General features: G+C 56.3%; 22 protein-coding genes and 1 tRNA gene. 9 read left to right on the top strand and 14 right to left on the bottom strand.

Going from position 1 to position 21,645, the window contains the following annotated elements; genetic code table 11:
- The first annotated feature begins 18 nt into the window (after positions 1 to 18).
- The 4 genes from VIN30_RS01205 (at position 19) to VIN30_RS01190 (ending at position 6,473) form a co-directional block, all read left to right on the top strand.
- Entirely contained in the window at positions 19 to 1,092 is a 1,074-nt protein-coding gene (locus VIN30_RS01205; RefSeq protein WP_338208630.1) for a type IV pilus twitching motility protein PilT, read from the top strand.
- Between the two features lie 81 nt (positions 1,093 to 1,173).
- Positions 1,174 to 2,013, top strand: a complete 840-nt coding sequence (gene menB, locus VIN30_RS01200; RefSeq protein WP_394355782.1) for a 1,4-dihydroxy-2-naphthoyl-CoA synthase — start codon at positions 1,174 to 1,176, stop codon at positions 2,011 to 2,013.
- 53 nt (positions 2,014 to 2,066) lie between these two features.
- Entirely contained in the window at positions 2,067 to 4,865 is a 2,799-nt protein-coding gene (locus tag VIN30_RS01195) for an AMP-binding protein (protein WP_338208628.1), read from the top strand.
- 183 nt (positions 4,866 to 5,048) lie between these two features.
- Positions 5,049 to 6,473 (top strand): amidophosphoribosyltransferase, encoded by a 1,425-nt coding sequence (locus VIN30_RS01190; protein WP_338208626.1) that lies wholly within the window; start codon positions 5,049 to 5,051, stop codon positions 6,471 to 6,473.
- Positions 6,474 to 6,534: 61 nt separating this feature from the next.
- Here the strand turns inward: VIN30_RS01190 and VIN30_RS01185 are convergent, their stop codons facing one another.
- Entirely contained in the window at positions 6,535 to 7,521 is a 987-nt protein-coding gene (locus tag VIN30_RS01185; RefSeq protein WP_338208624.1) for a DMT family transporter, read from the bottom strand.
- Between the two features lie 180 nt (positions 7,522 to 7,701).
- Between VIN30_RS01185 and VIN30_RS01180 the strand changes: the two genes are divergently transcribed.
- Positions 7,702 to 7,779 (top strand) — tRNA-Met (locus VIN30_RS01180).
- Positions 7,780 to 7,957: 178 nt separating this feature from the next.
- On the opposite strand, the gene VIN30_RS01175 is transcribed toward VIN30_RS01180, so the two are convergent.
- The 8 genes from VIN30_RS01175 to VIN30_RS01140 all read right to left on the bottom strand — a co-directional run bounded on the left by VIN30_RS01175 (position 7,958) and on the right by VIN30_RS01140 (position 11,811).
- Positions 7,958 to 8,254, bottom strand: coding sequence for a hypothetical protein (locus tag VIN30_RS01175; RefSeq protein ID WP_338208622.1), 297 nt, complete (start codon positions 8,252 to 8,254; stop codon positions 7,958 to 7,960).
- The gene (locus VIN30_RS01170; protein ID WP_338208619.1) at positions 8,248 to 8,658 is read right to left on the bottom strand and encodes a hypothetical protein; all 411 of its coding nucleotides are present in this window, start codon (positions 8,656 to 8,658) and stop codon (positions 8,248 to 8,250) included. Before VIN30_RS01170 ends, VIN30_RS01175 begins: the two co-directional genes overlap by 7 nt.
- A 168-nt stretch (positions 8,659 to 8,826) precedes the next feature.
- Positions 8,827 to 9,633, bottom strand: a complete 807-nt coding sequence (locus tag VIN30_RS01165; RefSeq protein WP_338208617.1) for an FtsK/SpoIIIE domain-containing protein — start codon at positions 9,631 to 9,633, stop codon at positions 8,827 to 8,829.
- Positions 9,634 to 9,855, bottom strand: coding sequence for a hypothetical protein (locus tag VIN30_RS01160; protein ID WP_338208615.1), 222 nt, complete (start codon positions 9,853 to 9,855; stop codon positions 9,634 to 9,636).
- Positions 9,856 to 9,857: 2 nt separating this feature from the next.
- Positions 9,858 to 10,628, bottom strand: coding sequence for a hypothetical protein (locus VIN30_RS01155; protein WP_338208613.1), 771 nt, complete (start codon positions 10,626 to 10,628; stop codon positions 9,858 to 9,860).
- Between the two features lie 11 nt (positions 10,629 to 10,639).
- Positions 10,640 to 11,032: a hypothetical protein gene (locus VIN30_RS01150; protein WP_338208610.1), complete on the bottom strand. Its 393-nt coding sequence runs from the start codon at positions 11,030 to 11,032 to the stop codon at positions 10,640 to 10,642.
- Positions 11,033 to 11,103: 71 nt separating this feature from the next.
- Positions 11,104 to 11,442, bottom strand: coding sequence for a hypothetical protein (locus VIN30_RS01145; RefSeq protein ID WP_338208608.1), 339 nt, complete (start codon positions 11,440 to 11,442; stop codon positions 11,104 to 11,106).
- A 33-nt stretch (positions 11,443 to 11,475) separates the two neighbouring features.
- Positions 11,476 to 11,811 carry a hypothetical protein gene (locus VIN30_RS01140; protein WP_338208606.1) on the bottom strand — a complete coding sequence of 112 codons (336 nt, stop codon included), beginning with the start codon at positions 11,809 to 11,811 and terminating at the stop codon, positions 11,476 to 11,478.
- A 540-nt stretch (positions 11,812 to 12,351) separates the two neighbouring features.
- Here VIN30_RS01140 and VIN30_RS01135 point away from each other — a divergent pair.
- The 4 genes from VIN30_RS01135 (at position 12,352) to VIN30_RS01120 (ending at position 15,291) form a co-directional block, all read left to right on the top strand.
- Positions 12,352 to 13,155, top strand: a complete 804-nt coding sequence (locus VIN30_RS01135) for a hypothetical protein (RefSeq protein ID WP_338208604.1) — start codon at positions 12,352 to 12,354, stop codon at positions 13,153 to 13,155.
- Between the two features lie 26 nt (positions 13,156 to 13,181).
- Positions 13,182 to 13,745, top strand: coding sequence for a hypothetical protein (locus tag VIN30_RS01130; protein ID WP_338208602.1), 564 nt, complete (start codon positions 13,182 to 13,184; stop codon positions 13,743 to 13,745).
- A gap of 36 nt (positions 13,746 to 13,781) precedes the next feature.
- A complete protein-coding gene (locus VIN30_RS01125; protein WP_338208600.1) occupies positions 13,782 to 14,219 on the top strand; it encodes a hypothetical protein in 438 nt (145 codons plus the stop codon).
- Positions 14,220 to 14,349: 130 nt separating this feature from the next.
- Positions 14,350 to 15,291: a hypothetical protein gene (locus tag VIN30_RS01120; RefSeq protein WP_338208598.1), complete on the top strand. Its 942-nt coding sequence runs from the start codon at positions 14,350 to 14,352 to the stop codon at positions 15,289 to 15,291.
- 118 nt (positions 15,292 to 15,409) lie between these two features.
- On the opposite strand, the gene VIN30_RS01115 is transcribed toward VIN30_RS01120, so the two are convergent.
- From VIN30_RS01115 to VIN30_RS01095, 5 genes are all read right to left on the bottom strand, one after another.
- Positions 15,410 to 17,215 (bottom strand): BspA family leucine-rich repeat surface protein, encoded by a 1,806-nt coding sequence (locus tag VIN30_RS01115; protein WP_338208596.1) that lies wholly within the window; start codon positions 17,213 to 17,215, stop codon positions 15,410 to 15,412.
- Positions 17,216 to 17,309: 94 nt separating this feature from the next.
- A complete protein-coding gene (locus tag VIN30_RS01110) occupies positions 17,310 to 17,990 on the bottom strand; it encodes a hypothetical protein (protein ID WP_338208594.1) in 681 nt (226 codons plus the stop codon).
- Positions 17,991 to 17,994: 4 nt separating this feature from the next.
- The gene (locus tag VIN30_RS01105) at positions 17,995 to 19,929 is read right to left on the bottom strand and encodes a hypothetical protein (RefSeq protein ID WP_338208592.1); all 1,935 of its coding nucleotides are present in this window, start codon (positions 19,927 to 19,929) and stop codon (positions 17,995 to 17,997) included.
- Between the two features lie 591 nt (positions 19,930 to 20,520).
- The gene (locus VIN30_RS01100) at positions 20,521 to 21,003 is read right to left on the bottom strand and encodes a hypothetical protein (protein WP_338208590.1); all 483 of its coding nucleotides are present in this window, start codon (positions 21,001 to 21,003) and stop codon (positions 20,521 to 20,523) included.
- Between the two features lie 10 nt (positions 21,004 to 21,013).
- A complete protein-coding gene (locus VIN30_RS01095; RefSeq protein ID WP_338208588.1) occupies positions 21,014 to 21,337 on the bottom strand; it encodes a hypothetical protein in 324 nt (107 codons plus the stop codon).
- Between the last annotated feature and the right edge of the window lie 308 nt (positions 21,338 to 21,645).

The raw sequence follows: 21,645 nt of genomic DNA, 5'->3' as shown, positions 1-21,645 counted from the left end.
CGAGGAGAAAGCGAACCCATGGAACTGAAGACACTGCTGCAGCAAATGATCGACCAGAAGGCCTCCGATGTGTTCATCGTGGCCGGCCTTCCGCTCACCTACACCGCCGACGGCCGCCAGATTCGCATGGATATGGCGCCGCTCATGCCCGCCGATACCAAGGCGCTGGTGGAGGCCATCTACACGCTTTCCGGGCGCGACGTGGCCATCTTCCTGGACGGCCACAATCACGATGACGACTTCTCCTTCGCCGTGGCCGGCATGGGCCGCTTCCGCGTGAACGTGTTCCGCCAGCGCGGCAGCTTGGGTGCTGTCATCCGCGTGATTCCCTTCACGCTGCCCAATCCTGCCGACTATCACATTCCCGACGACGTAATGGCCTGTGCCGACTTCCAGAAGGGCCTCGTGCTGGTGACGGGCCCGGCCGGTGCCGGCAAGTCTACTACGTTGGCCTGCATCATCGACAAACTGAACAAGGCGCGCTGCGGCCACATCATCACCATGGAAGACCCCATCGAGTACGTGCATCGCCACGAGGGCTGCATCGTCACCCAGCGTGAGATTCCCTCGGACGTGGCCACCTACGCCGAGGCCCTGCGCAGCGCCATGCGCGAGAGCCCCGATGTGATCTTGCTGGGCGAGATGCGCGACTCGGAGACCGTCGGCACGGCCATGACCGCCGCCGAGATGGCGCAGCTTCTGTTCTCTACGCTGCACACCACCGGCGCGGCCAGCACCATCGACCGCATCATCGACGCCTTCCCGGCCAACCAGCAGCGCCAGATTCGCATGCAGCTTTCCATGGTGCTGCAGGCCGTGGTGTCCCAGCAGCTGGTGCCCACGGTGGACGGACGTATCGTGCCGGCCTTCGAGATCATGACCGCCACGCCGGCCATCCGCAACCTCATCCGCGAGGAGAAGACCCACCAGATCGACTCGGTTATCGCCAGCTCGGCCGGTGCCGGCATGCGCACCATGGACCAGAGCCTGTATCGCCTGGTGAAGGAGGGCACGGTGTCCAAGGAAGTGGCCCTGCAGCACGCCATTCACCAGGAAGCCCTAAAGAAGCGCTTCGAAACCGAGGGAATGTAGGCAATTTCCCCGCGATCTGGGGTATCATGGCTGGTTGGGAAAAATGACCGCCCCCTTCGGGGCTGTGGGAAGGACGGGAATTTGAGCATCTACGATTGGAAGGTCGGCAAGGAATATCGCGAGATTCGCTACGAGCTGTGCGACGGCGTGGCGAAGATTTCCATCAATCGGCCCGAGCGCCGCAATGCGTTCACGCCGCTGACGGTGATGGAGATGTACGATGCGTTCTCCGAGGCGCGCGATGACGCCAGCGTGGGCGTTATTCTGCTGACCGGCGTGAACCACGGCGGCCGCCACGAGGACGAGGCCTTCTGCTCGGGCGGCGACCAAAAAAAGCGCGGCAACGGCGGCTACGTGGGCGAGGACAACATCCCGCGCCTGAACGTGCTGGATTTGCAGCGGCTCATTCGCGTGGTGCCCAAGCCCGTCATCGCCATGGTGAACGGATACGCCATCGGCGGCGGTCATGTGCTTTCCATTCTGTGCGACCTGACCATTGCCGCCGATACGGCGAAGTTCGGCCAGACGGGCCCGAAGGTGGGCTCCTTCGACGCCGGCTACGGCGCGGGGTATCTGGCTGCCATCGTGGGCCAGAAGAAGGCTCGCGAGATCTGGTACCTGTGCCGTCAGTACACTGCCGCCGAGGCCCTGGAGATGGGCCTGGTGAACAAGGTGGTGCCCTTCGATGAGCTGGAGCGCGAGTGCATGGAATGGGCTGCCGAGATGATGCAGTTCTCCCCTACTGCCCTGCGCTTCATGAAGGCGTCGTTCAACGCCGCCACCGATGGCTTGGCGGGCATTCAGCAGCTGGCCGGCGACGCCACGCTTCTGTACTACACCACCGACGAGGCCAAGGAGGGCCGCGACGCCTTCAAGGAGAAGCGCAAGCCCGACTTCACCCAGTTCCCGAAGTTCCCGTAAGATCGGGTTGTTCGTACCGCTGGCTGTTTTTCGAGGATGCATGGAACCTGTTTATGATCGACATATTTGAGAGCACGGCGCAGGCGCGTCCTGATTCGGTGTTCCTCTCGTACGTCGATCGGGCGGGTGAGGAGAAGACCTACACCTACCGGCAAACGCGTCTGCTGGCGGCTCAGCTGGCGCGACGCCTGCGCGACAAGGGCGTGTTTCCCGGCGACATGGTGGCGGTGGATTTGCCGAATTGCCCCATGTACGTGTTTTTGGCGTTGGCGGCGGCCTACGGGTCGTTCGGCCTGGTGGCGCTGAACCACCGGCTGACCTCGGCCGAGAAGCTGACGCGCGTGCTGGAACTGGAGCGCTGCGGGGTGCGCATTTCCTACCGCATCGACGAGGAGTCGGCGCCGCGCCTGTTCGACCAGGTGTGCAACTCGCTTCTGCGCAATGAGTCGCGCGGCAGCCGGGTGGACGACTCGCTGGGCGGATCGGTGGAGGATGCTATCCATTTTGCCGAGCGCTCGGCGCACATCTTCGATCCCGATCAGCGGGCGTTGATTATGTTCACTTCGGGTTCCACGGGCAAGCCCAAGGGAGCCGAGCTTACCTGGAGCAACCTGACGGAGGCCGCAGCAGCTTCGAACCGGGTGCTGGTGGGACACCAGCGTAGCCGCGGTTTGTGGCAGGGGGTGTTGCCGCTGTTCCATGTGGGCGGGTTCCAGGTGCTGGTGCGCAGCGTGTGCAGCCGCTGGTCGCTGCGCCTGTACGAGCATTTCGACGCCGCGCGCGTGCTGGCCGACGGCGCCGAGCTGCACGCCACCCATATCTCGGTGGTCGATAAGATGCTGCAGGATATGCTGGACGTGCAGTTGGCCTGGGAAAAAGAGGGCCGAAAGGCGAAGGCTGGCACTGCGGGTTCTGCTGCGCCCGCCGGGTCGTCGCAGCCGGCCGGAACGCTGGACCAGTACCAATGCGTGTTGCTGGGCGGCGGCCCCCTGAACGCCAACACGGTGCGTCGCGCCCTGGCGGCCCAGGGGCGCGTGTATGCCAGTTATGGCATGACCGAAACCTCAAGCCAGGTGGCGAATACGCTGATCACGCCTCAGTTCACGGGTGGTCTGCGCCTGCTACCTGGCTATTCGGCGCGCATCGTGGACCCCGACGAGCAGGGCTTCGGACGTTTGGCCCTGCGCGGCCCGGGCGTGGTCAGCGGCTATGTGAACGCGCGGGCCACGTTCACCGTGGACGGCTTCTTCCTCACCGGCGACACGGCGGCTTTGCACGAGGGCTGCCTGTATATTCGCGAGCGCACGGCCGACATGTTCGTGTCGGGCGGCGAGAACGTGTATCCGGCGGAAATCGTGGACGCGCTCGTGCGCATTCCCGGCATTTCCGACGCCTATGTGTTCGGCGTGCCCGATACGCGGTGGGGCCGCCGCCCCGCGGCGGTGGTGGAGCTGTCGGCCGGCGCGCCGCCGCTCAGCGTGGACTCCATTCGCGGTGCCTTGGCCAAACGGTTGTCGCGTCTGTACATTCCCGAGCAGATCTGCATCGTGAACGAGATGCCGCGCATCGGCATCGGCAAGATCGACCGCACGGCGTGCGAGGGCCTGTTCCGCCAGCATATCGATATTGCCCGCGTGATACTGCATCGTGTGCGCCTGCCGTTTTCCAAGCCGTTCAAAACACCCAAGGAAACGCTTACGTACCGCGAGCTTATTCTGGTGGAAGTGGTGGACAAGAAAGGCCGCGTGGGCCTGGGCGAGTGCACGGCCTTCGACACCGACTGGTATCTGCCCGAAACGCTGGAGGACGACCTGCGCGTGATGCGCGAGCTGCTGGCGCCCCAGCTGATCGCGCGCACCTATCTGCATCCGCGCGAGGTGTCGGTCGATTTGCTCGCGCTCGAGGGGGCCGAGCAGTATCCCATGGCCTGCAGCGCGCTGGAGATGGCCTGCTGGGACTTGTACGGCAAGATCACCGAGGAGCCGCTGTGGATGCTCATCGGCGAGGAGTTCGATCGCCTGACCCGCGCGGTGGCTTTCCGCGACGGCAGCGTGCCCCCCGTGGGGAAGGCCGGTCGGAAGCGGCGCACGCCCCAGCGGCAGGTGTACAGCGGTGCGGTAGTGGGCCTGGGCACGCCGTCCCAGACCGTGGAGGAAGTGCGTGCCTGCGTGCGCCAGGGCTACCAGCGCGTGAAGCTGAAGGTGGCGCCGGGCAAGGGGCTGGCCAGCGTGCGCGCGGTGCGGCGGGCCTTTCCGCACCTGCTGATTACGTTGGACGCCAACCAGAGTTTCAGCTTGCACCATATGGCCGAGCTGCGCGCCTACGATCAGCTGGACATCGGCTGGATCGAGGAGCCGCTGAACCTGAGCGCGGCGGGGGTGAGCCGCCACGAGAACGCTTTCTCGCGTCTGGCGTCGTTCCAGCACACGCTGGCGATGCCCATCTGCGTGGACGAGTCGTTCGTGAACCGGCGCGAGGCGGCATGGCTGTTCGATTATCCCGAACTGCGCTGCGCCATGGTGAAGATCGGCAAGTTCGGCGGCATTCAGCCGGCGTTGGAGTTCGTGCACCGGGCGCTGACCGAGGGTCGCGAGGTGTGCATGAGCGGCATGTACGACACCGGTATCTCGCGTTTCGCGCACGCCGCCTTCCAAACGCTGCCCGGGGTGGTTATTCCTGGCGATTTGGGGGCGACGGCGCGCTATTTCGACATCGACCTCACGACGCCGCCGTACACGGCGCCCGACGGCATCATCACGCTGAACGCTCCGGGGCACGAGAGCGGTATCGGCTGCCAGCTGGATGCGCGAGCGTTGACCGAGGTGCGCAAGCGCCGCTACGTGGTGGAATAGGCGCTCCGGCGCAAGGGGCTCGGTTTTCGGGAAAGGCGACGCGGCGGCGACGGTCGCGGCTCAGGTCGCGGTGACCTGCGCGTCTCGTAGATTCTTTCGCCCTTTTAACGGGCAGGCAACATTCGCGCATCTGCACCATTTATACTGACGTTATCAGTCAATCTTTCTGAGACGGAGGATGTTGTGGGCGGCTTTTTCGGTGCGGTTTCCCAGCGCGACGTGGTGCTGGACGTGTTTTTCGGCGTGGACTATCACTCTCATCTGGGTACGCGGCGCGCGGGCATGATCGTGCGCGATCGCGAGGACGGCTTCCAACGGCAGATCCACTCCATCGAGAACACGCCCTTCCGTACGAAGTTCGAGGACGACATCGTGCGCTTCCACGGCACGAGCGCCATCGGGTGCATTTCGGATGCCGACCCGCAGCCGCTGCTGGTGCGCTCGCATCTGGGCACGTTCGCCATTACCACCATCGGCGCCATCAATAATGCCGAAGACCTGGTAAGCGAGTATTTCGCCCAGGCCAACAGCCAGTTCATGGCCCTCAGTTCCGGCGCGGTGAATTCCACCGAGCTGGTGGCTGCGCTCATCAACCAGAAGGACGACCTGGTTTCCGGCATCCAGTACGCGCAGTCGAAGATCGACGGCTCGCTCACGTTGCTCATCATGACCGAGGACGGCGACATCATCGCCGCCCGCGACTTCATGGGGCGTCTGCCCGTGCTGGTGGGGGCCGACGAGAACGGCCATTGCGTGGCTTTCGAGTCCTTCGCCTATCACAAGCTGGGCTACCACGACGAGTACGAGCTGGGCCCGGCGGAAATCGTGCGGCTCACGCCCGATGCCGTGGAGGTGCTCTCGCCGGCGCGCGACGAGATGAAGATGTGCGCCTTCATGTGGGTGTACTACGGCTATCCGAATTCCAATTACGAGGGCATGAACGTGGAAGTGATGCGCTACCGCAACGGCGCCATCATGGCCCGCGACGAGGCTGCCCGCGGTGCCTGCCCCGAGGTGGATTATGTGGCCGGCGTGCCCGATTCGGGCATTCCCCATGCCATCGGCTACTCCACGGAAAGCGGCATGCCCTTCGGCCGCCCGTTCATCAAGTACACGCCTACCTGGCCGCGCTCGTTCATGCCGGCCAACCAGGATCTGCGCAACAAGATCGCGAACATGAAGCAGGTGCCCGTGCCCGAGCTCATTCGCGACAAGAAGCTGCTGTTCGTGGACGACTCCATCGTGCGCGGCACCCAGCTGCGCGAGACGGTGAACTTCCTGTACGACTCGGGTGCCGCCGAGGTGCACATGCGCAGCGCGTGCCCGCCTATCATGTACAGCTGCAAGTACCTGAGCTTCTCGTCCAGCAAGTCGGACATGGACCTCATCGCCCGCCGCGTGGTGGATCAGCTTGAGGGCGACGAGGGCCTGGACCATCTGGCCGAGTACGCCGACGCGAGCACCGAGCGCGGCCAGTGCCTGCTGAAGACCATCTGCGAGGACATGGGCTTCGACTCCCTGAGCTACCAGAGCCTCCAGGGCATGATCGAGGCCATCGGCATCGACCCGGAGAAGATCTGCACCTACTGCTGGGACGGCCGGGAGTAGGGCGAATCTGACAGAAATTTTTACAGATTTCGGAGGAATCTGATAAGAATCTTTACAGGTTTTAGCGCATGAAGGCGTCGGCCTCTTCGAGGGCCGACGCTTCTTTTTGTGCCTCTCGTTGTTGCTCGCGCTTGCGCTCGGCGCGCAGGGGCAAGTACTCGCTAATGACGATGCCGACAAAGATGAGGGCGAAGCCGGCGAATAGCGAGGGTGTGAGCGTCTCGCCCAGCAGCAGAATTGAGAAGATGACGCCGAAGACGCATTCCGTGGAGAGGAAGAGGGCCGCTTGGGCGGGATCGACGCGGGCGACGGCGGCGTTTTGCAGGCCGAGGGCCACACAGGAGGCGAAGACCGTCAGATAGACGAGGCTCGTCCAGGTGTCGGGCGAGAGGTTCGCGAAGTTCGGGGTAGGTTCGGTGATGGCTCCGACGACGAAGCCCAGAAGGCCCGCCACGATGAACTGGATGATCGTGAGCACCGTCATGGAACGGCCGGGCGCGAACTTCGCTGTGTACAGCACGTGCAAGCTGAGGAACAGCGCCGAGAGCAGCGTGACCATGTCGCCGAAGCGCAGCGAGAAGGCACCAGCGCCCGTGTAGGCCACGCAGGCCACGCCGCCGACGCAGGCGAGCGCCGCCACGATGTTGAACGCCGTGGGCTTCTTCCGAATGATGAACCAGCCGAGGAAGGGGATGATCACCACGTACAGCGTAGTGAGAAACGAGCTGTTGGAAGCGGTGGTGTCGGTAAGGCCGGTGGAGTTCGTCCAGTACGACAGGAACAGCAACGCGCCCAGAATGGCACCGTCGCGCACGTGACCGGCGCGGCCGTCGGCGTCGGCAAGGCGTGTTTGCAGCTTGCGCAGGCAGCAGAGCGCCAGGATAATACCCGCGCCCGTGAAGCGCACGCCCACGAGCCAGGAAGGCGGGAACTCGTCCACCGTGGATTTGATGACCACGGTGCCCATGCCCCAGATAGCCGCCGCCAAAAGCAGCGAAGCCTTGTAGACCCAGAGGGGAATGCCGTGTTGTTTGATGAAGGTAAGCATAGGCGGCATCATAGCACGGAGCAGAATGGTCGTTCGTGTGCGATGCGACAAATTGCCGTGGAGACTATTGGGGCGGTAAACATGTGCAGGAATTGTGCCGAATGGGACAAAGTTCGCTCGGAGTCTTGCAATCCGCACCCGAGCGAGTAATATATATCCTTGCCCTTTGAGGCAACCCATTGCGGGGTGGAGCAGTCTGGTCAGCTCGTCGGGCTCATAACCCGAAGGTCGGTGGTTCAAATCCGCCCCCCGCGACCAAGAAACACCAGGTCAGTCGCTTGCAAGTGTGCTGACCTTTTTCTTTTCCCAAGCAAAGTGTGCGGGAAGTGTGCGGATCCGTTAACTTCCGTTAAGCTGCACTACTCCAATCTAAACAGAACAATGTACCTTCTACTAACTGCTATCCATGTCTTTCCAGCGGTGTTGAGGAAATTCCTTAGTCCACTGCGTCAATGAAGTAGGCCAGCTGAGGCCCCTTCAGGTTGTCTAGTGCGTAATCGTTGGCCGTTGACCACAGCTCGTTGTAGAGTGCGGTAAAGGAGGAGTCTGGGTTCACCTCCCAATGACCCCACAGCTTGCGGTTGAGCACGATGACAAGATCGGTGAGATAGCGGTAATCGTCGTGCCACTGCTGGAACACCCTGTCATAGGTGTCCTGCACTGCTGCCGTGCCGAACTGCTCCGCGATGGTGAAGTCGCGCATGAAGGTGGTGTTGAACTCCATGGCTACCACTCCTCATCCTCAGGGTCGAACCACTCGTAATCCTCTACTTTCGCCCAGTTGAACAGATCAAAGTTAGAGGGTTCCACTATCAGCAAAGGGCGTTGCTTGATATAGAACACGATCTCGTCAACGAGGGTGACGATCTGCTGCTCGTAGGCGGGGCCATCGGCAATCCAGAGTGATTCGATGATTCCAGGAATAGGAGTGTCCTGGTCTACCATCTCGTCAATGAACCTGGCTGCTGCATTGCACGTCTCATTGCCGTAATCGCGGCCTACCATATCGCCGTCATTGAAGTAACGGTAACCGAGCCTGGCCGTGGCCCGTAATAACTCACCGCCCAGTGTTCCTGCCTTGCCCTGGGCTGGCACTAGCGCATCGAATAGCTGATTGAATTCCGCGTTGACCTGCATTTTCGCTCCTTTCATTTGACACTCTGTCAACAGTGTTAATTATGTCGTTTATGACATAAGCAAATGGGTCGAAAAGAGGTCTGCCAGAGCTTATTTTCGGCAGTTGACCTGGAATTTCACTAAATGTAGCAGTGCGGTTGAGCGCTATAGCCCTACCGCACTTTTTAGTTAGTCTTCAAAGGGATTATGGACGCGCCATCCGAGGCCAATGTCACGGTTGTCAACGGAGTAGGCCTGGGCCATGGTACGAATGCGTTCCTCATCGGTATACCAGGTCTTAAACCTTACCCACTGGTTGAAGTCATCTTGCGCAAAGAAGAACTCTCCTGGGCCTGCGAGGCGCAGTACGTTGCACTTGTCGGTTTGTCCTTCGCAGAAAAGATTCGCGTCGCCAAGGGAACAGCGGCCAATGAACCTGATGTTGAACTGCGAGCGGATGCTGGTGGCGATGGTCACACTTGAATCAAAGGTCTGGGAGGCAACCAATATTCCCATGTTCGCTGCTCGGGCCATGCGAAGGTAGGAGCCGAACCACTCACGAATAGCGTTCTGCTCGTTCTTGCTCAGTTCACTGTTGTTGATGAGGGAGGGAAGTTCCTCCACTACAACAATGATCTGCGGGAACTCATGGCCGTGCTTTATGGGGTCGATCTTCGACCACCCTCTTGCTCTCATTTCCGCAAGACGATCATTCATGATTTGTTCGATCTTGTTCATGGTTGGGAGCCAGGTCGCTGGCTGGGTGAACACTGGCACACTGAACCTCGGCTCTATCGAGGTCAGAGACGACAACTTCGGATCCATTCCAAGAAATTGCACTCTTTCCCTCAACTCACGTGAGAGCATGAGCACGATGTTCTGCAGGAGGGTTGTCTTGCCTGAGCCAGAGGACGCTAGCAGACCTATTCTCATGGGGTCATTTATGTCCATGCGCACCTCATTGCGCATCTTGTCATATCCAACGAGCATATCCATCTAGGCCACCTCATTTCCAATGCCGATGCTCTGAACATTGAATTCAAACTCTTTTTCCAGGTAGGAGAGTTTGCGGTGATGGGAGGCGCATTCTTCATCGATCATCTTCATGAGCATTGCCATCCTGGCGTTGTGCTCTGCTATGAGTGAGGTGCGCTCACTGCGGTACTGGTCGCGCATTGCCTTGTACTTCAGGGCCTGGGACTTGTTTATCTTCGTCATGGTTACCTACCTGCTCTCATTATCTTCTTGATTCTCGTTGCCTTGTCCGCTGGGGCCAGCGGGTCATCGTCAAAGGGGTTGTTTTGCTCAAGGGTCTTCGAGAAGGGGTCTACGTCGTAGAAGACGTGCAACAGCCAGCCTACCTGGTTGCCTCGCTTATCCCTGGATGGTTCCAGTTCCACCTCCTGGGCCTTGTAAAAGGCGCTAGCAAGACCTTCTTGCAGTTTTTCCATGCGGTCAGGAGTTGCCTTTACAGACTTCAGTTCAAACTCCAATGAGTAGCAATGGTTAAGTCTGTCGTAATGGCTTGAGGGGAATATGCGAATCTGGCTGTTCATACGCTCAACATCAGGCTTCAATATGCCAGAGTCGATGAGGGCGGTGATGAGTTCATCACGCACCCTGTACATTGGAGGTGGGGTTCTCGTCTGCTCCCACATCTCCAGGGCTATCCCTCCAACGAGAAGAACAATGCCGATGACAAGGGATGCAGGGGAAAGCAGGAACGCCACTATCTCGTGCACTGACTTCAGCGCGTCGATGAGAACGGCGATTCCTAGTTGGGCCACTGCGTCAACGTGAGCAGCGTAGTCGATAGCCCAAAGGATTAAGAAGCCGAGGGCTGCAACGATGAGGGCTGTGGTTGCGTTGGAAGTGCGCTGTGGCTTCCACAGTTCCTTGGGCTGTTGATCGCTCTGATCGCTGCCATATGCAAACCTGTTGAAAGGGCCATAGTCGTTGTCATTCTTCGGACGTTGTGAATTATCTGCCATGATCTTATCTCCTATTCTTTACTGAGTATTTCCAGGTCTCCCATTGAGTTCTGCACCCGCACAAGGGAAACGGTGAAGCCCTGTGGGTAAACAAGGCTACATAGCGTCCTCAGGGCCTCTAGGGAAGGGATGCACTCTGAATCGAGGTAGATAGTTTTCGTTTCGAGGGCATCCAGGTTATCCAGAGCAGCCATGGACATGAATTTGTCCCACGGATACGTGCGATAACGCGCCATGAGGCCGTGCCAGAAGTTGGTAACCAGGGTGTCAATGGGGGTTGGTTTGCGCTTTCGCCTCATCAGCAGGGCCATCAATCCTTGCGGCTCTGGGAGAGGTTTCAAATGAACTTTCGTTGTGCGCGAGGGCGCAATGGTTTCACGCCCCGTGATCGTAGGGAGTGCCATTAGAGCCTCACTTTCATCATATGTAGAAGGGCCGCACAGGAGACGTTCCCATGCGACCCCCTATGTCGTTGTTAGGCTCTCTTCACTGAGGCAGCACTTAGCTTCTCTGAGAGACGGGTTTTCCCGCTGCCGTCAGTCCAGGTGTTCACACGAAGCTTAGCGCCTGCAACCTGAACGGGTGTGAAGTCAGGAATAGTCTCAGGTGTCTTGGCGCTGGGCACCTCGACGCTGATCTTCTCGTAGTCGGCTGCACCCTCAGGCTTGTAAAGCAGGGGAATCTTGTACAGCGGCACGCCCTCGGCGTTGGTCTGCGGGGTGTCGGTCGGCTTATTCCCCTCCCACTTCATCATCGGCACAGCAGGGCCAGTAGCGACGATAACTCCAGTTAGATTCACGTTCCATGTACTCATTGCGATCTCCGCCTTTCTTAAGATAGATAACAATTACTCTGAGATCGGTTCACTTAAATTGCACTCGACTTCACTGCTATCTAAAACGGCTGGATTGCTCGCATCTTCGACCTCATCGAGGGCCTCACTGTAGGTTTCAAGCAGGTTCCTTAGTGCCGTCTTAATCAGGTAGGTGTTGGGAGTGTCAGACTTGATCTCACAGTTGATCTCGGCCAACTCATGAATGGTGTAGAACATGAGTCCGTTGAGCTCGTTTTCTTCAGCGTCAACTATAGAGATGTCAACGACCTGCTTCTCGCCGCCGTCACAGCGGATGAAGCCACACGCTCTCTCTATAGCGTCCTCAGGTAGATCTACCGTGATCTTCATGGCCTTTACCTCCCAACTGGGGTTGATTAAGTTTACTTTTTATTATCGAAAAGTTAGCTGTGGTTAACAGACCCACAGAGCCAGTGAGGCTCGCTGCAAGACAATCACAACGAAAGAGAAAGCGCAGGTAGGAACACCAATTGAATAGGAGAAAGATGGTGTAGTATAACGAGCAAGCCTCACTAGCCCTAAGGGGCTGTCAAAAAGGGGAAGCAGCAGCGGAGATCGCAAGAGTACTACTCCCCCTTTTTCTATCAGAAACTTTCTGTCGCTAAACAACTCCGACGGGCCTCCTCATGCCGCCGTTCTTGATTCTCCGTCAACTTGCCTGGTGCGGCGGGATTGCATGTGATATGATGCTCGCGCTTAGGTTTACATGGTTAATATTGTTCTGGGTTTTCAGGCCCATGTCGGAATAGTCAGGCAGAAAGGCATCTGCCCCTGTGGCTATTTCGACAAGCCATGTAGACCTAAGCAATCTACGCGGATGCCTTTCTTCACGAGAGGCCTCCCCAGTCAGCTTAGGGAAAGGTGGCCTCGATGGGTTTCTCGCCTCTTTTGAAGTACGAAGTTCCGGACAACAAAGACCTGTCCGCGCTGAAGAGTTCGTCGGCATCGGTCTTTCGCTACGGCAAGGAGCACGGGGGAGTCCTCGGCGTGGGCGACGTTCTGGCCAAGGCGGCGCGGGACGACGAGGAGTACAACAAAGAGTTCGATGCTCTCGTGGAGAAATGGCAGCCGCAGCTCGATGCGTCCCACAAGGTGGTCGCTGGCTATGCGAAGAAGTCGAGGTTCTTCAAGCTTAAGACCATCCCCCTGTTCATTCTGGGCTGGTTCGCGTTCTTCTTTCTCATGATGGTATTCAGCATTCTAGGCAGGAATGCCCACCACTCCTCCGTGCTTTTCCCGCTAGGGGAATTCGCCGACTTTGTGCTGCTACCCCAGCCAACCACCTTTATCACAGTCGGGCTTATCGTGGCCTACATCGTCCTGAAGAAGAGGAAGGACAAGAGGGCAAGCAAGCTGAGTTCGGAATACTATTCGCTTTCGAGGCAGGCACAGGACGAGGTAATGAGGCTCACGGGCCTTTACGACCATCAGAACAGTGTCTACTACAGGGAGATCGACAATCTCTATCTCGGCACCCTAGACCCCGTTCAGAGGGAGATCGTGATGATGCGCCGCGATCAGCAGCGGCAGCACGACCAGCTCATGATGGAGCAGCAGATCAACGCGCAGCGGCAGCGGGAGCACGAGGCGAGAGTCGAGCGCGAGCAAGCCGAGATCAAGCGCGATCAGCGCAGACTGCTTGAGCTGGAAGAGAAAAGGATGCGCGGGTACTAGGAGAGCACGAAGGTAAAGGAGAGACGATGCTCAAGGACAAGGAACTGAAAGACAAGGTCATCGAGGACTACGAGGGTTCGAGCGCGAACAGCGGCATGACGCTGGACAGGCTGCGCGGGCGCATAGAGAAGCTCGCTGCGGCGAACGGCATTCCCGTCGATCTCGCCATCGAGGAGCTGCGCATAGGTAACGCGCTGAGCAACACCACGGGCGACGTGCTCGTGCTGAGCAACCCCGAGCACAAGGGCGACTACTTCGGCATCTGCATCATGTTCAAGTCGGGTGGCGTGCGACCCGTTGTCAATGCCTATTTCTGCGGGAACAGCAAGCAGCTCGGACTTGAGATGAAGCAGCGACAGGCAAAGGCGAATCGGTACAACAGGGTGACGAAGAGCCTGGAAAGAGGCGTTAAGACGGGCACGAGCATTTTCGGCACCATACAGGCATTCATGATTACCATCCCGATGAACCTGGCAAGCGCGGTGATGTCGCTGATTCGCACTATCCAGCGCAACGACGAGGCCATTGCCAAGGAAGAGGCATACTACAGCAACTGCGTGTCGATCATCAAGATGGCCGTGGATGATTAGAGCATTGAAAACTTTCACTTCTAGATTGGAGTAAGCATGGACGAAACACAGACAACGGTAGAGCACGAGCGATGCGTTCAGCTCTCGAAGTATTTTAGGGAGGAAGGTGTTCCCAACGAACTCATCGACGGCACGGACGCCTTTCACATTTGCGTTGGAAATGTTAGTTGGGGCGAGCAAGATTTCTACGTACTGATTGACGACTCCTACTGCGTGTCAATCTCTACGCTGCTGATTGTGAGCATAGAGGAGTTGCCGCACGAGACATTGCTTGAGGTGTGCAATGCCATCAACCAAAATCACAAGTGGTTGAAAGCGTCACAATACGAAGATTCGAACAACGTCATCGACCTTGAGCTGACCATTCCGATTATCATAGATGGGTGGGATTATCTTTTCTGCACACTCGCGAAGTCGTTTATGAGCAGCACCAACAAGGCGTTTGATACTGCGCGTAAGATCATAGAGGCGTAGGAACCTTCTTACCCGCATGTGTTATAAAGGGTCGATGGGTAGGTCGCATCGACCCTGTACATTTTTGGTCTCTTTAGAATGAATGGAGGACAAAATATTTAGGTCTTTCTTGCAAGATAATAAGAAGTTCTTGGTCATAGCTGTGTCGGTTACTGCTGCTATTGTAGCTGCCTGCGTTATATTCAACGTCGTAAATGGTGGGAAGAATAACGAAAGCGATACCACAGACGCAACGAATGAAGTTGTAGTAAACCCTTATAGCCTACCTGATATTGATAGCGTATCTATGACTGACAGTCCCATTTTATATGACTTTGTCAGTGGCTGCGTCGGTCTCAATGAGGACATAGTGCCTATGGTAGGTATTGATTCTTACTTTATCATTATCTCTAAGGAAGATTCTTCTCGTCTGTTTGTCGTGATGAATTACGGCAACCAGAGTGAAGATGAGATCAATAATCTTCTTCCTGTATTTAGCTCTTCTCCTATTAGGGTGAATCTTAATGAGGAGCAGTTTAAAACCTTCAATAATGAAGTTGCTGAGCTTGAGAACGACGGGGATATAAAGTCTTATAAAGAAGGCGACTATACTTTCTATGTGATCCCCTATAGCATTGTGCTTCTTGACAGCTCTAACATTGAGGTTATTGATTTTAAGCAGCTGATGAACGATAAGAAACCAGGTGATCTCGCTATCAAGATAAGCGATGGCATGGGTATTCCTACTGAGATTATCAGAAGCAAATGTGATGTGCAGAGGATTAAGGAGATCTCTGGTATCGACTTCAATGATAGCTTCTGGGATAACGTGAACTATAACGCTCATGTTAAGCTTCATAAGCGTTCAGGTTCTGAATATTGCATCATCTCTCCTATTTACAAGAGACTTGTAGCTGGCTATGGTGACCCTATCAACATGTTCACTGTCAATGGTGATGATAAGATGATGACCGTTGAGAACCTCAGCGATTATCTTGGGCATGAAGGGTATGAGCCTATTGATCAGGCTCTTAAGGCTAAGGATTACGCAACTCAAGATGAGGTGGATGAGAAGCACCAACAAGGCGTTTGATACTGCGCATAAGATTATAGAGGCGTAGGAACCTTCTTACCCGCATGTGTTATAAAGGGTCGATGGACAATTGCCACATCGACCCTTTGTATTTTTGGTCTCTTTATTTTGCTGAGGACTACTTCGACGTGAAGTAACCTGGGTTGTCTGGACCTCCGTCAATGCGGGCGTAAGCGCCAGAGTAACCATATTGGGATGGCTTCGAGCCTTGCTCACCGACGATGGATGGACACTCGAAGAAGGTAGTGGGGCCGGCAACGCCATTCCATGAGTCATTTGCATAAACGGTAGTCAACCTGTACATTCCCGCGAACATCTGCTCAGCCTCAGTGAGATTGGCGACGTTCCAGGTGGAGAGGTCGAGCACTGCAGCGTTAGAGCCAGCGAATGCCACATTGGCGCTGGTGACCTTATGCACGTCCAGCTTGGCTACATCGAAAGAGGTAGCGGGGAACATGAACCACCCATCAAGAGAGGTGGGCTGAATTCCCTCGTCTACTACTGTAACTGACATGATGGAGTTACCACCCCACGGAGCACCGTTGCCATAGGCGCAGCTGGCCTCATCGATGGGGTAGACAGTTTCAACCTGGGTGCTTGTGGGAAGGGTGTCGCGCTTGTAGAAACTGAGGTTCTTAGTGGCTTTGTGATACACCGCGAATGCATTACCATCAACGTCAGGAGTACCCAGTTCAAACGGGATTTTCTCAGTGAAGTAGCCTGGGTTAGTAACACCGCCATCAATGCGGGCGTATTGGTAGTTGTTGAACAGAGGCAGTTTGCTGGCAAAGGTAGTTCCCTGACCGCCTGTTAGGTTCTGGCAGTCGCTAAATGTGGTGCTGGTAGGTCTGCTAGTGTCGCTAGCAATAGCTTCCCAGGACTCATTCGCGTAGATCGTGGCTATATCGCGCATCTGATGGAACATATAGTCGGTGGTCTTTACGGTTGCGGGAACATTCCAAGTGGAGAGGTCAAGGGTCTCGACTGAGGCGCAGCCAGCGAAGGTGGCCCAGAAGGTATTCACTCGCTCAACTTTCAGCTTCGTGACATCGATAGTCAGGCAGTTCTCGCAGTCGGCGAACCACTCACCCATTGACGTCGGGCTGATGCCATTGTCGATAACAGCAATGCTCTTAATATCACGGGTGTGAGCAATCCAGGGTGCCTTGCCGTCCGTGAAATCGCAATCTTCCTCGTCTATCGGGTAGACCTCAATGCCGTTGCCTGACTCGGGCATAGAGGTGCGCTTGAAGAAGTTTAGAGAGCCGTCAGAAGCCGTAAACACTGCGTAGGTGACCTTGGGTGTGTTCTGCGTAAAGAGGATGGCAGCGGCCTCCTCTGGGGTCGCAATGCCCTCGGTCTGAATGCCAAAGCCAACCACAATGATCTGCTGGTGCAATTCATCGGGGGTAAGCTGACCATCCACGTAGTTGCAGACAGTCACACTGTCGAAAATACTCTGGGTGGTGTCGCCTGGGGCTAGAGGCTCAGTGTAGATATAGCGGTAGGTCACTGTGCCGTCGCCAGTGATCACGTCATCGAGTACCCACTTATCATTGACCTCGTAGGAGAAAAGGTCTGTCACCTGCTGGGGCTTTGGTGTGCCGTCCAGTTCGGCAGTAATAATGTCCTTAGTGGGGAGTGTAACCTCAGCAGTAACGTAGATCGGAATATCATTCGGGTTCTGGATTGCAGGGTCTTTCGGGACTGTCTGGGTGGGCAGGAGGTCATGAGCGCCGTCTGGGTTCCAGTTCGGCTCTACCACCTTAACTTTTATCCCATCGGCAATCCTGAAATCGTTGATGACAGTGTCCTTTGCCGTGAAGTAGGCCAGGGTGCCAGTGCAGACCACGGCCAGGAGGCAAAGTATCGCTGCTAACGCACCTATGCCCTTTTTCTTTTCGTTCTTAGTTACTAATTCCATGATTTTGCCTTTCGTTGTGAGTTGCGTAAACAAAAAGAAAAGGTGCTCTGACCTGCACCTTTTATATCTATTTGAATTTGATTGAGTTTAGAGGTTACCAGGGATAGCTATCCTCCTGCTGCCTCATGTACTCGTTCTCATCGAACTCTGGCTCACGGTCGAAGTAGTCTGCTGCCTCGTCGTACTGGCGCAGTTCTTCCATGCGGGCGTTCTGCTTCATCAACTCACGGTCGAGGTCGATGTTCAGAGCTCTTTCCTCGTGGAGGAATGGGTTGCCGTGCATTCGGCGACGATTTACATGCTCGCGCTGCTCGGCCATCTCAGCTTGCATTGAGAGGTAGGTATTCCTCCATTGCTCGTCCTCTGATTCCATCACTGACCGTTGGTAAGCGAGAAAGTCATCCTCAGGCTCATCAGCACCCAGGACTCTACGACCGCTGGCATCGAAGGTCATCTGGACACCTTCCGAAAGAAAATCATCGATCTCGTAGAACAACGAGTCCTGGTCAAGGTCGGTCTTTCCCGTGGTGGTGTGAGTGCCAGAGAACTCACTACAGTTCTCACGGAGGTACTGGGCCTTGAAGTCGTTGAAATCCAGGTCAGCGTTGCCCGTGCGATCTCGCTCACGGTTGTAGGCCTTGCCTATCTCTATGTAGGTGCCTATATCGATCTTCTCATCGGCGGGCTGAGGTGGGAAGTCATCAAGAATGTTCTCACCTGGCTGCTCGAAGTAGTCTGGTGACTCCACCTCGGATAGGGGTTGAATGTCGCTCATGGTCTTACCTCTTTCTTGTCATAATGGTTGGGAAATACTGGCGCAGTTCGAAAGGCAAATCTTCTGCGCGCATATTGAACACGTTGCCGCCGAAGTCGATAGGCTCTGGCTCCTCGTCTACCATGGATGCGTAGTCGGCTATATCCTGCTGAATGAGAGCGTCCAAGTAGTCGCGCATCTTATAGAGGTCGAATGTCGGGTGGGTCTTGCGGTACTCATCCGATGGGTCATCGGGTGAGGGTAGGGCGATGGAATACTTTCCAAAGGGCGCATCAAGGTAGAAGCAGCCAGGGGAGTAGTACACCCTCTGGACTATCGGTCTATCGTCTTGCACCTGCTCTTTGCTCTGCTTCAACCAGTTCGGCTTCCCACCCTCGCTAGTGCGACCTCTCTCGGTGATATTGCGATTGCGGCGAGTGTCGTACTGCTCATTGAGGATGAGGCTGTCTGCAATGCTCTGGGTTGTCTTGGATGTGCGCTGGTGGGGGATGTCGTTGTTCCTCATGACCTCTTCTAGCATGAGGTCAATGGCTGTCTCAGGACGCAGCCATGCAGGTAGGTCAGCGGGAACCTGGTGGGCATAGCGCACCGTGTAGTCCAGCACATCCTTTGAGCAGCGAGGGTAGTCTATCTTCAAGTGCATCGGGTCAGCGCTAGAGAAGCGCACTGGCTTCTTCAATGAGATGCGCATGGTATCACTGGTAGGAAGTACGTCAATCTCGGTGGTATCAGTGTCAGCGGCAAGGTTGTAGGCCTCAGCGTAGAGGTGGATACGACGGAGGCCCTGCTCGATGTTCTCATCGACCTCACGGGTCTTGTTTGCGTAGAAATACTCGTAGATGTTCTTCGTGCAGGTGATGATGTTGACACGGGCGCAGTACTGGGAGTTCTTATATCGAGCGCCGAAGGAGCTGATAGGCTTGAAGGGGTCGAAGAACCTCTTCATTGCCTCCCACCTCAGTTCACTAGGCTTGAGGTCATCGAATACTATGATCTCCTGCCCTGCGTAGTCATCAAGGCCATTGGGGCCATCGGCTGGGTCGAATACAGTCCAGGTCTCACCTGTGGCTGCACGAACGTAGTCAACGATGTGCTGAGCGAGCTGACCTGCTGACCATGATTTCCCATGCCCTGCGTCGCCAGTGAAGAAGATGTTAGTGCGCTTGAATGGATTATCGACGTAAGATTCCAACTTTTCCAGGCGCTTACGCTCTGCAGTCACGGCGTAGAGGGTATCGATCTCAGCCTTGTACTTGCCATAAAGCAGGACACCCTCTTTGGTGGAAATGAGCTGCCTCCATGGAAGCTGATCATTGACGATCTGCTCTACAACTAGAGCCTTGCGCTCTTTTGAGGTCGCCTTAGTTTGACTGATAACTGCACGGCCAGCATTCCACGCAGAGTAGCGCTGGGAGTAGACCTCCATATAGTCACGGCCTCTTGCGGTGTATACGATCTCGGGGCCGTACTGGGTCTTTTCTGGGTATTTGATATGCGTTAGATAGCTGATAGAGTTGTCCTTGCGCTGCTCAGTGTTGCCAGGCTTTAGCTTCTCGATGCGATTACGATTGATGCCAATGTATTTCTCCCACTGCGGAAAAGAACAGCCCTGGTCTTTGCCGTCCTTGCTGCTGACATGAAGGACAAAGTGGAGGTGGGGGAATTTCTTACCCGTGGCTGGGTCAATCATATCGTTTGCCTCAGGGTCATCTAGAAAATGCCGTGCGAAGTAGGCACATTCGAACTCCACTCCATCTGCCTCAGCCTGGGCGACTATGTAATCGCCTAGGCCCTTAATGGCCTCTACATCTGGAATGGATGTATCACGTGCTCTACGCACTAACTCATTGAGTAGTTCCTGTTCTTCTGGGTTCTGAGCTTTCCAGAACTGTGTTGTCAGGTAGGAACTACCAGTAACATTCTTATGGACGTTTGCCATAATCATCAACTCCTATTCGTTGGATCGTCTGACTGAATTTAATTCAGTTTTACTATCACAAATTCCACTCTGAACAGCACTTATGCATGATTAATCATCTATGCATGGCTGAGAATAAAATATGGCCATCGCGGAGCACCGTAGCCCTGGGGCGGATGCACCGTGCCGAAGGCAGAAGGTGCAGGAGCCTGGGGCGGAGGTGTGTAGCGGTGGCTGCGAGCGCTAGCGAGCATGCCTAGCTACCTATAGATGGGTTGTGAAGGTGCTGGAAAGAGGTTTCAGGTGAGGTTTCACTTTGGGATTAAGGGTGAAACCTCGGGTGAGACCTCGGGTGAAACCTCATTGATTTAGGCTGGTAGAGGAGATTTTAGGGGAGAGGACAGAGAGGAGATTTTTAGGTATTTACCAGGTGATTTGGGGTTTGCGGGACGGTATCGACAAGACCACCGTCCCGCGCGCTAAGGGCAAAATGAGGTTTTACCCCCCGAAATACAGGAAACTCTTGTCATCAGCCCAATCCAGGCCAAAAAGAAAGGGCGACATGTAGCCGCCCTGCCGTCATCCAGTGACCTCCACAGCCTCCGCGGGGACCTACTGCGCCGCTAGGAGCGGGTTGACCTCGTATCCCCTGTCGGGCTGGTAGGGCGCGGACTCCACGGGGCCGTGTTCCAGGTCGAAGATGAGCGTCTCGTAGCGCCATACCTTGCGGCCATCGCGCTCCTCCTCGTAGATGTACGCCGTGCCCCGCCATTTCTCGCCGTTCACCAGAGCGGGGTCGATGGGGTTGGGGTCGGTTGTCGAGAAGATGTTCACCTCCTTGAGCGAGGTGACGAAAACCTCGAGATGGCCACCCCCACGTTTGGTGCCGCTGATCTTCGCGGAGTAGCAGTGGTACTTGTTCGGGGTCACCAGGTTGCGGGCGTATATCTCGCCGTCAACAATGTTGATCTGCGGATGCTGGTGGGAAGGGTTCCCCATGAGTCGATGGTCTGGGGTTGGGGTCTGATTTTCCACGGGAACCTCCTCGCATGGGTCGGGGTTTGTCAGGGCATAAGTCGAATCGGGTACTAGCATTGCTGCCTCCTTAGTCAGTGATCTGGTATTCATCGGGTCTCTTGACCCAGTTGTTCGTGGGGTGGGTGTCTCGGGACTCCCACTGCCTCTTGGCCGTCTCGATGCCCTCTAGGCACTGGCGCTCCCAGTCCATCTTCAGGCCGCCCATGGCTCGCAGCCACCACAGGTAGTCCTCGTAGGCGATCATGGGGCAGCGCGAGCCGAAGTGGTACGTGCCGCAGACCTCGCCGATGGAGTGCAGGGTGTACCCAGCGAAGGTCTTTCCGCGACCCGTGAATTCCATGATGTCGTAGGTGTCCATGAACGTGCCGTGAGTTCTCTCGTATGCGCTCATGTATTCACCTCCTTTCGTGTCGTGATTGACATTTCGGGCGAAGCATACACCACGACTTTTTGGCGAATTGACCTTTAGTGCGAATTAAGGTGGCAAAACAAATACCCCCTAATTAAATGGCATTGGATTTTTTCGGTTGCTAAACCCCAGTTCAAAATTATTCTCAAAATAGATATGAAGAAATTGTAAATGCTTCAGAGCACAGCGTTTTCAGAGCCATGGGGACGCTCGCTCGCGCTCCGTCAGCTCCGCTATCAGCTCCGTTGCCCCCTCGCTCCGCAGGGCACTCCGCTACGCTCCGCTGCTCC

The sequence above is a fragment of the Adlercreutzia wanghongyangiae genome (genome assembly GCF_035989245.1).
GTDB classification, from domain to species: Bacteria; Actinomycetota; Coriobacteriia; order Coriobacteriales; family Eggerthellaceae; genus Adlercreutzia; species Adlercreutzia wanghongyangiae.
This window is presented reverse-complemented; position numbering and strand designations above follow the sequence as displayed.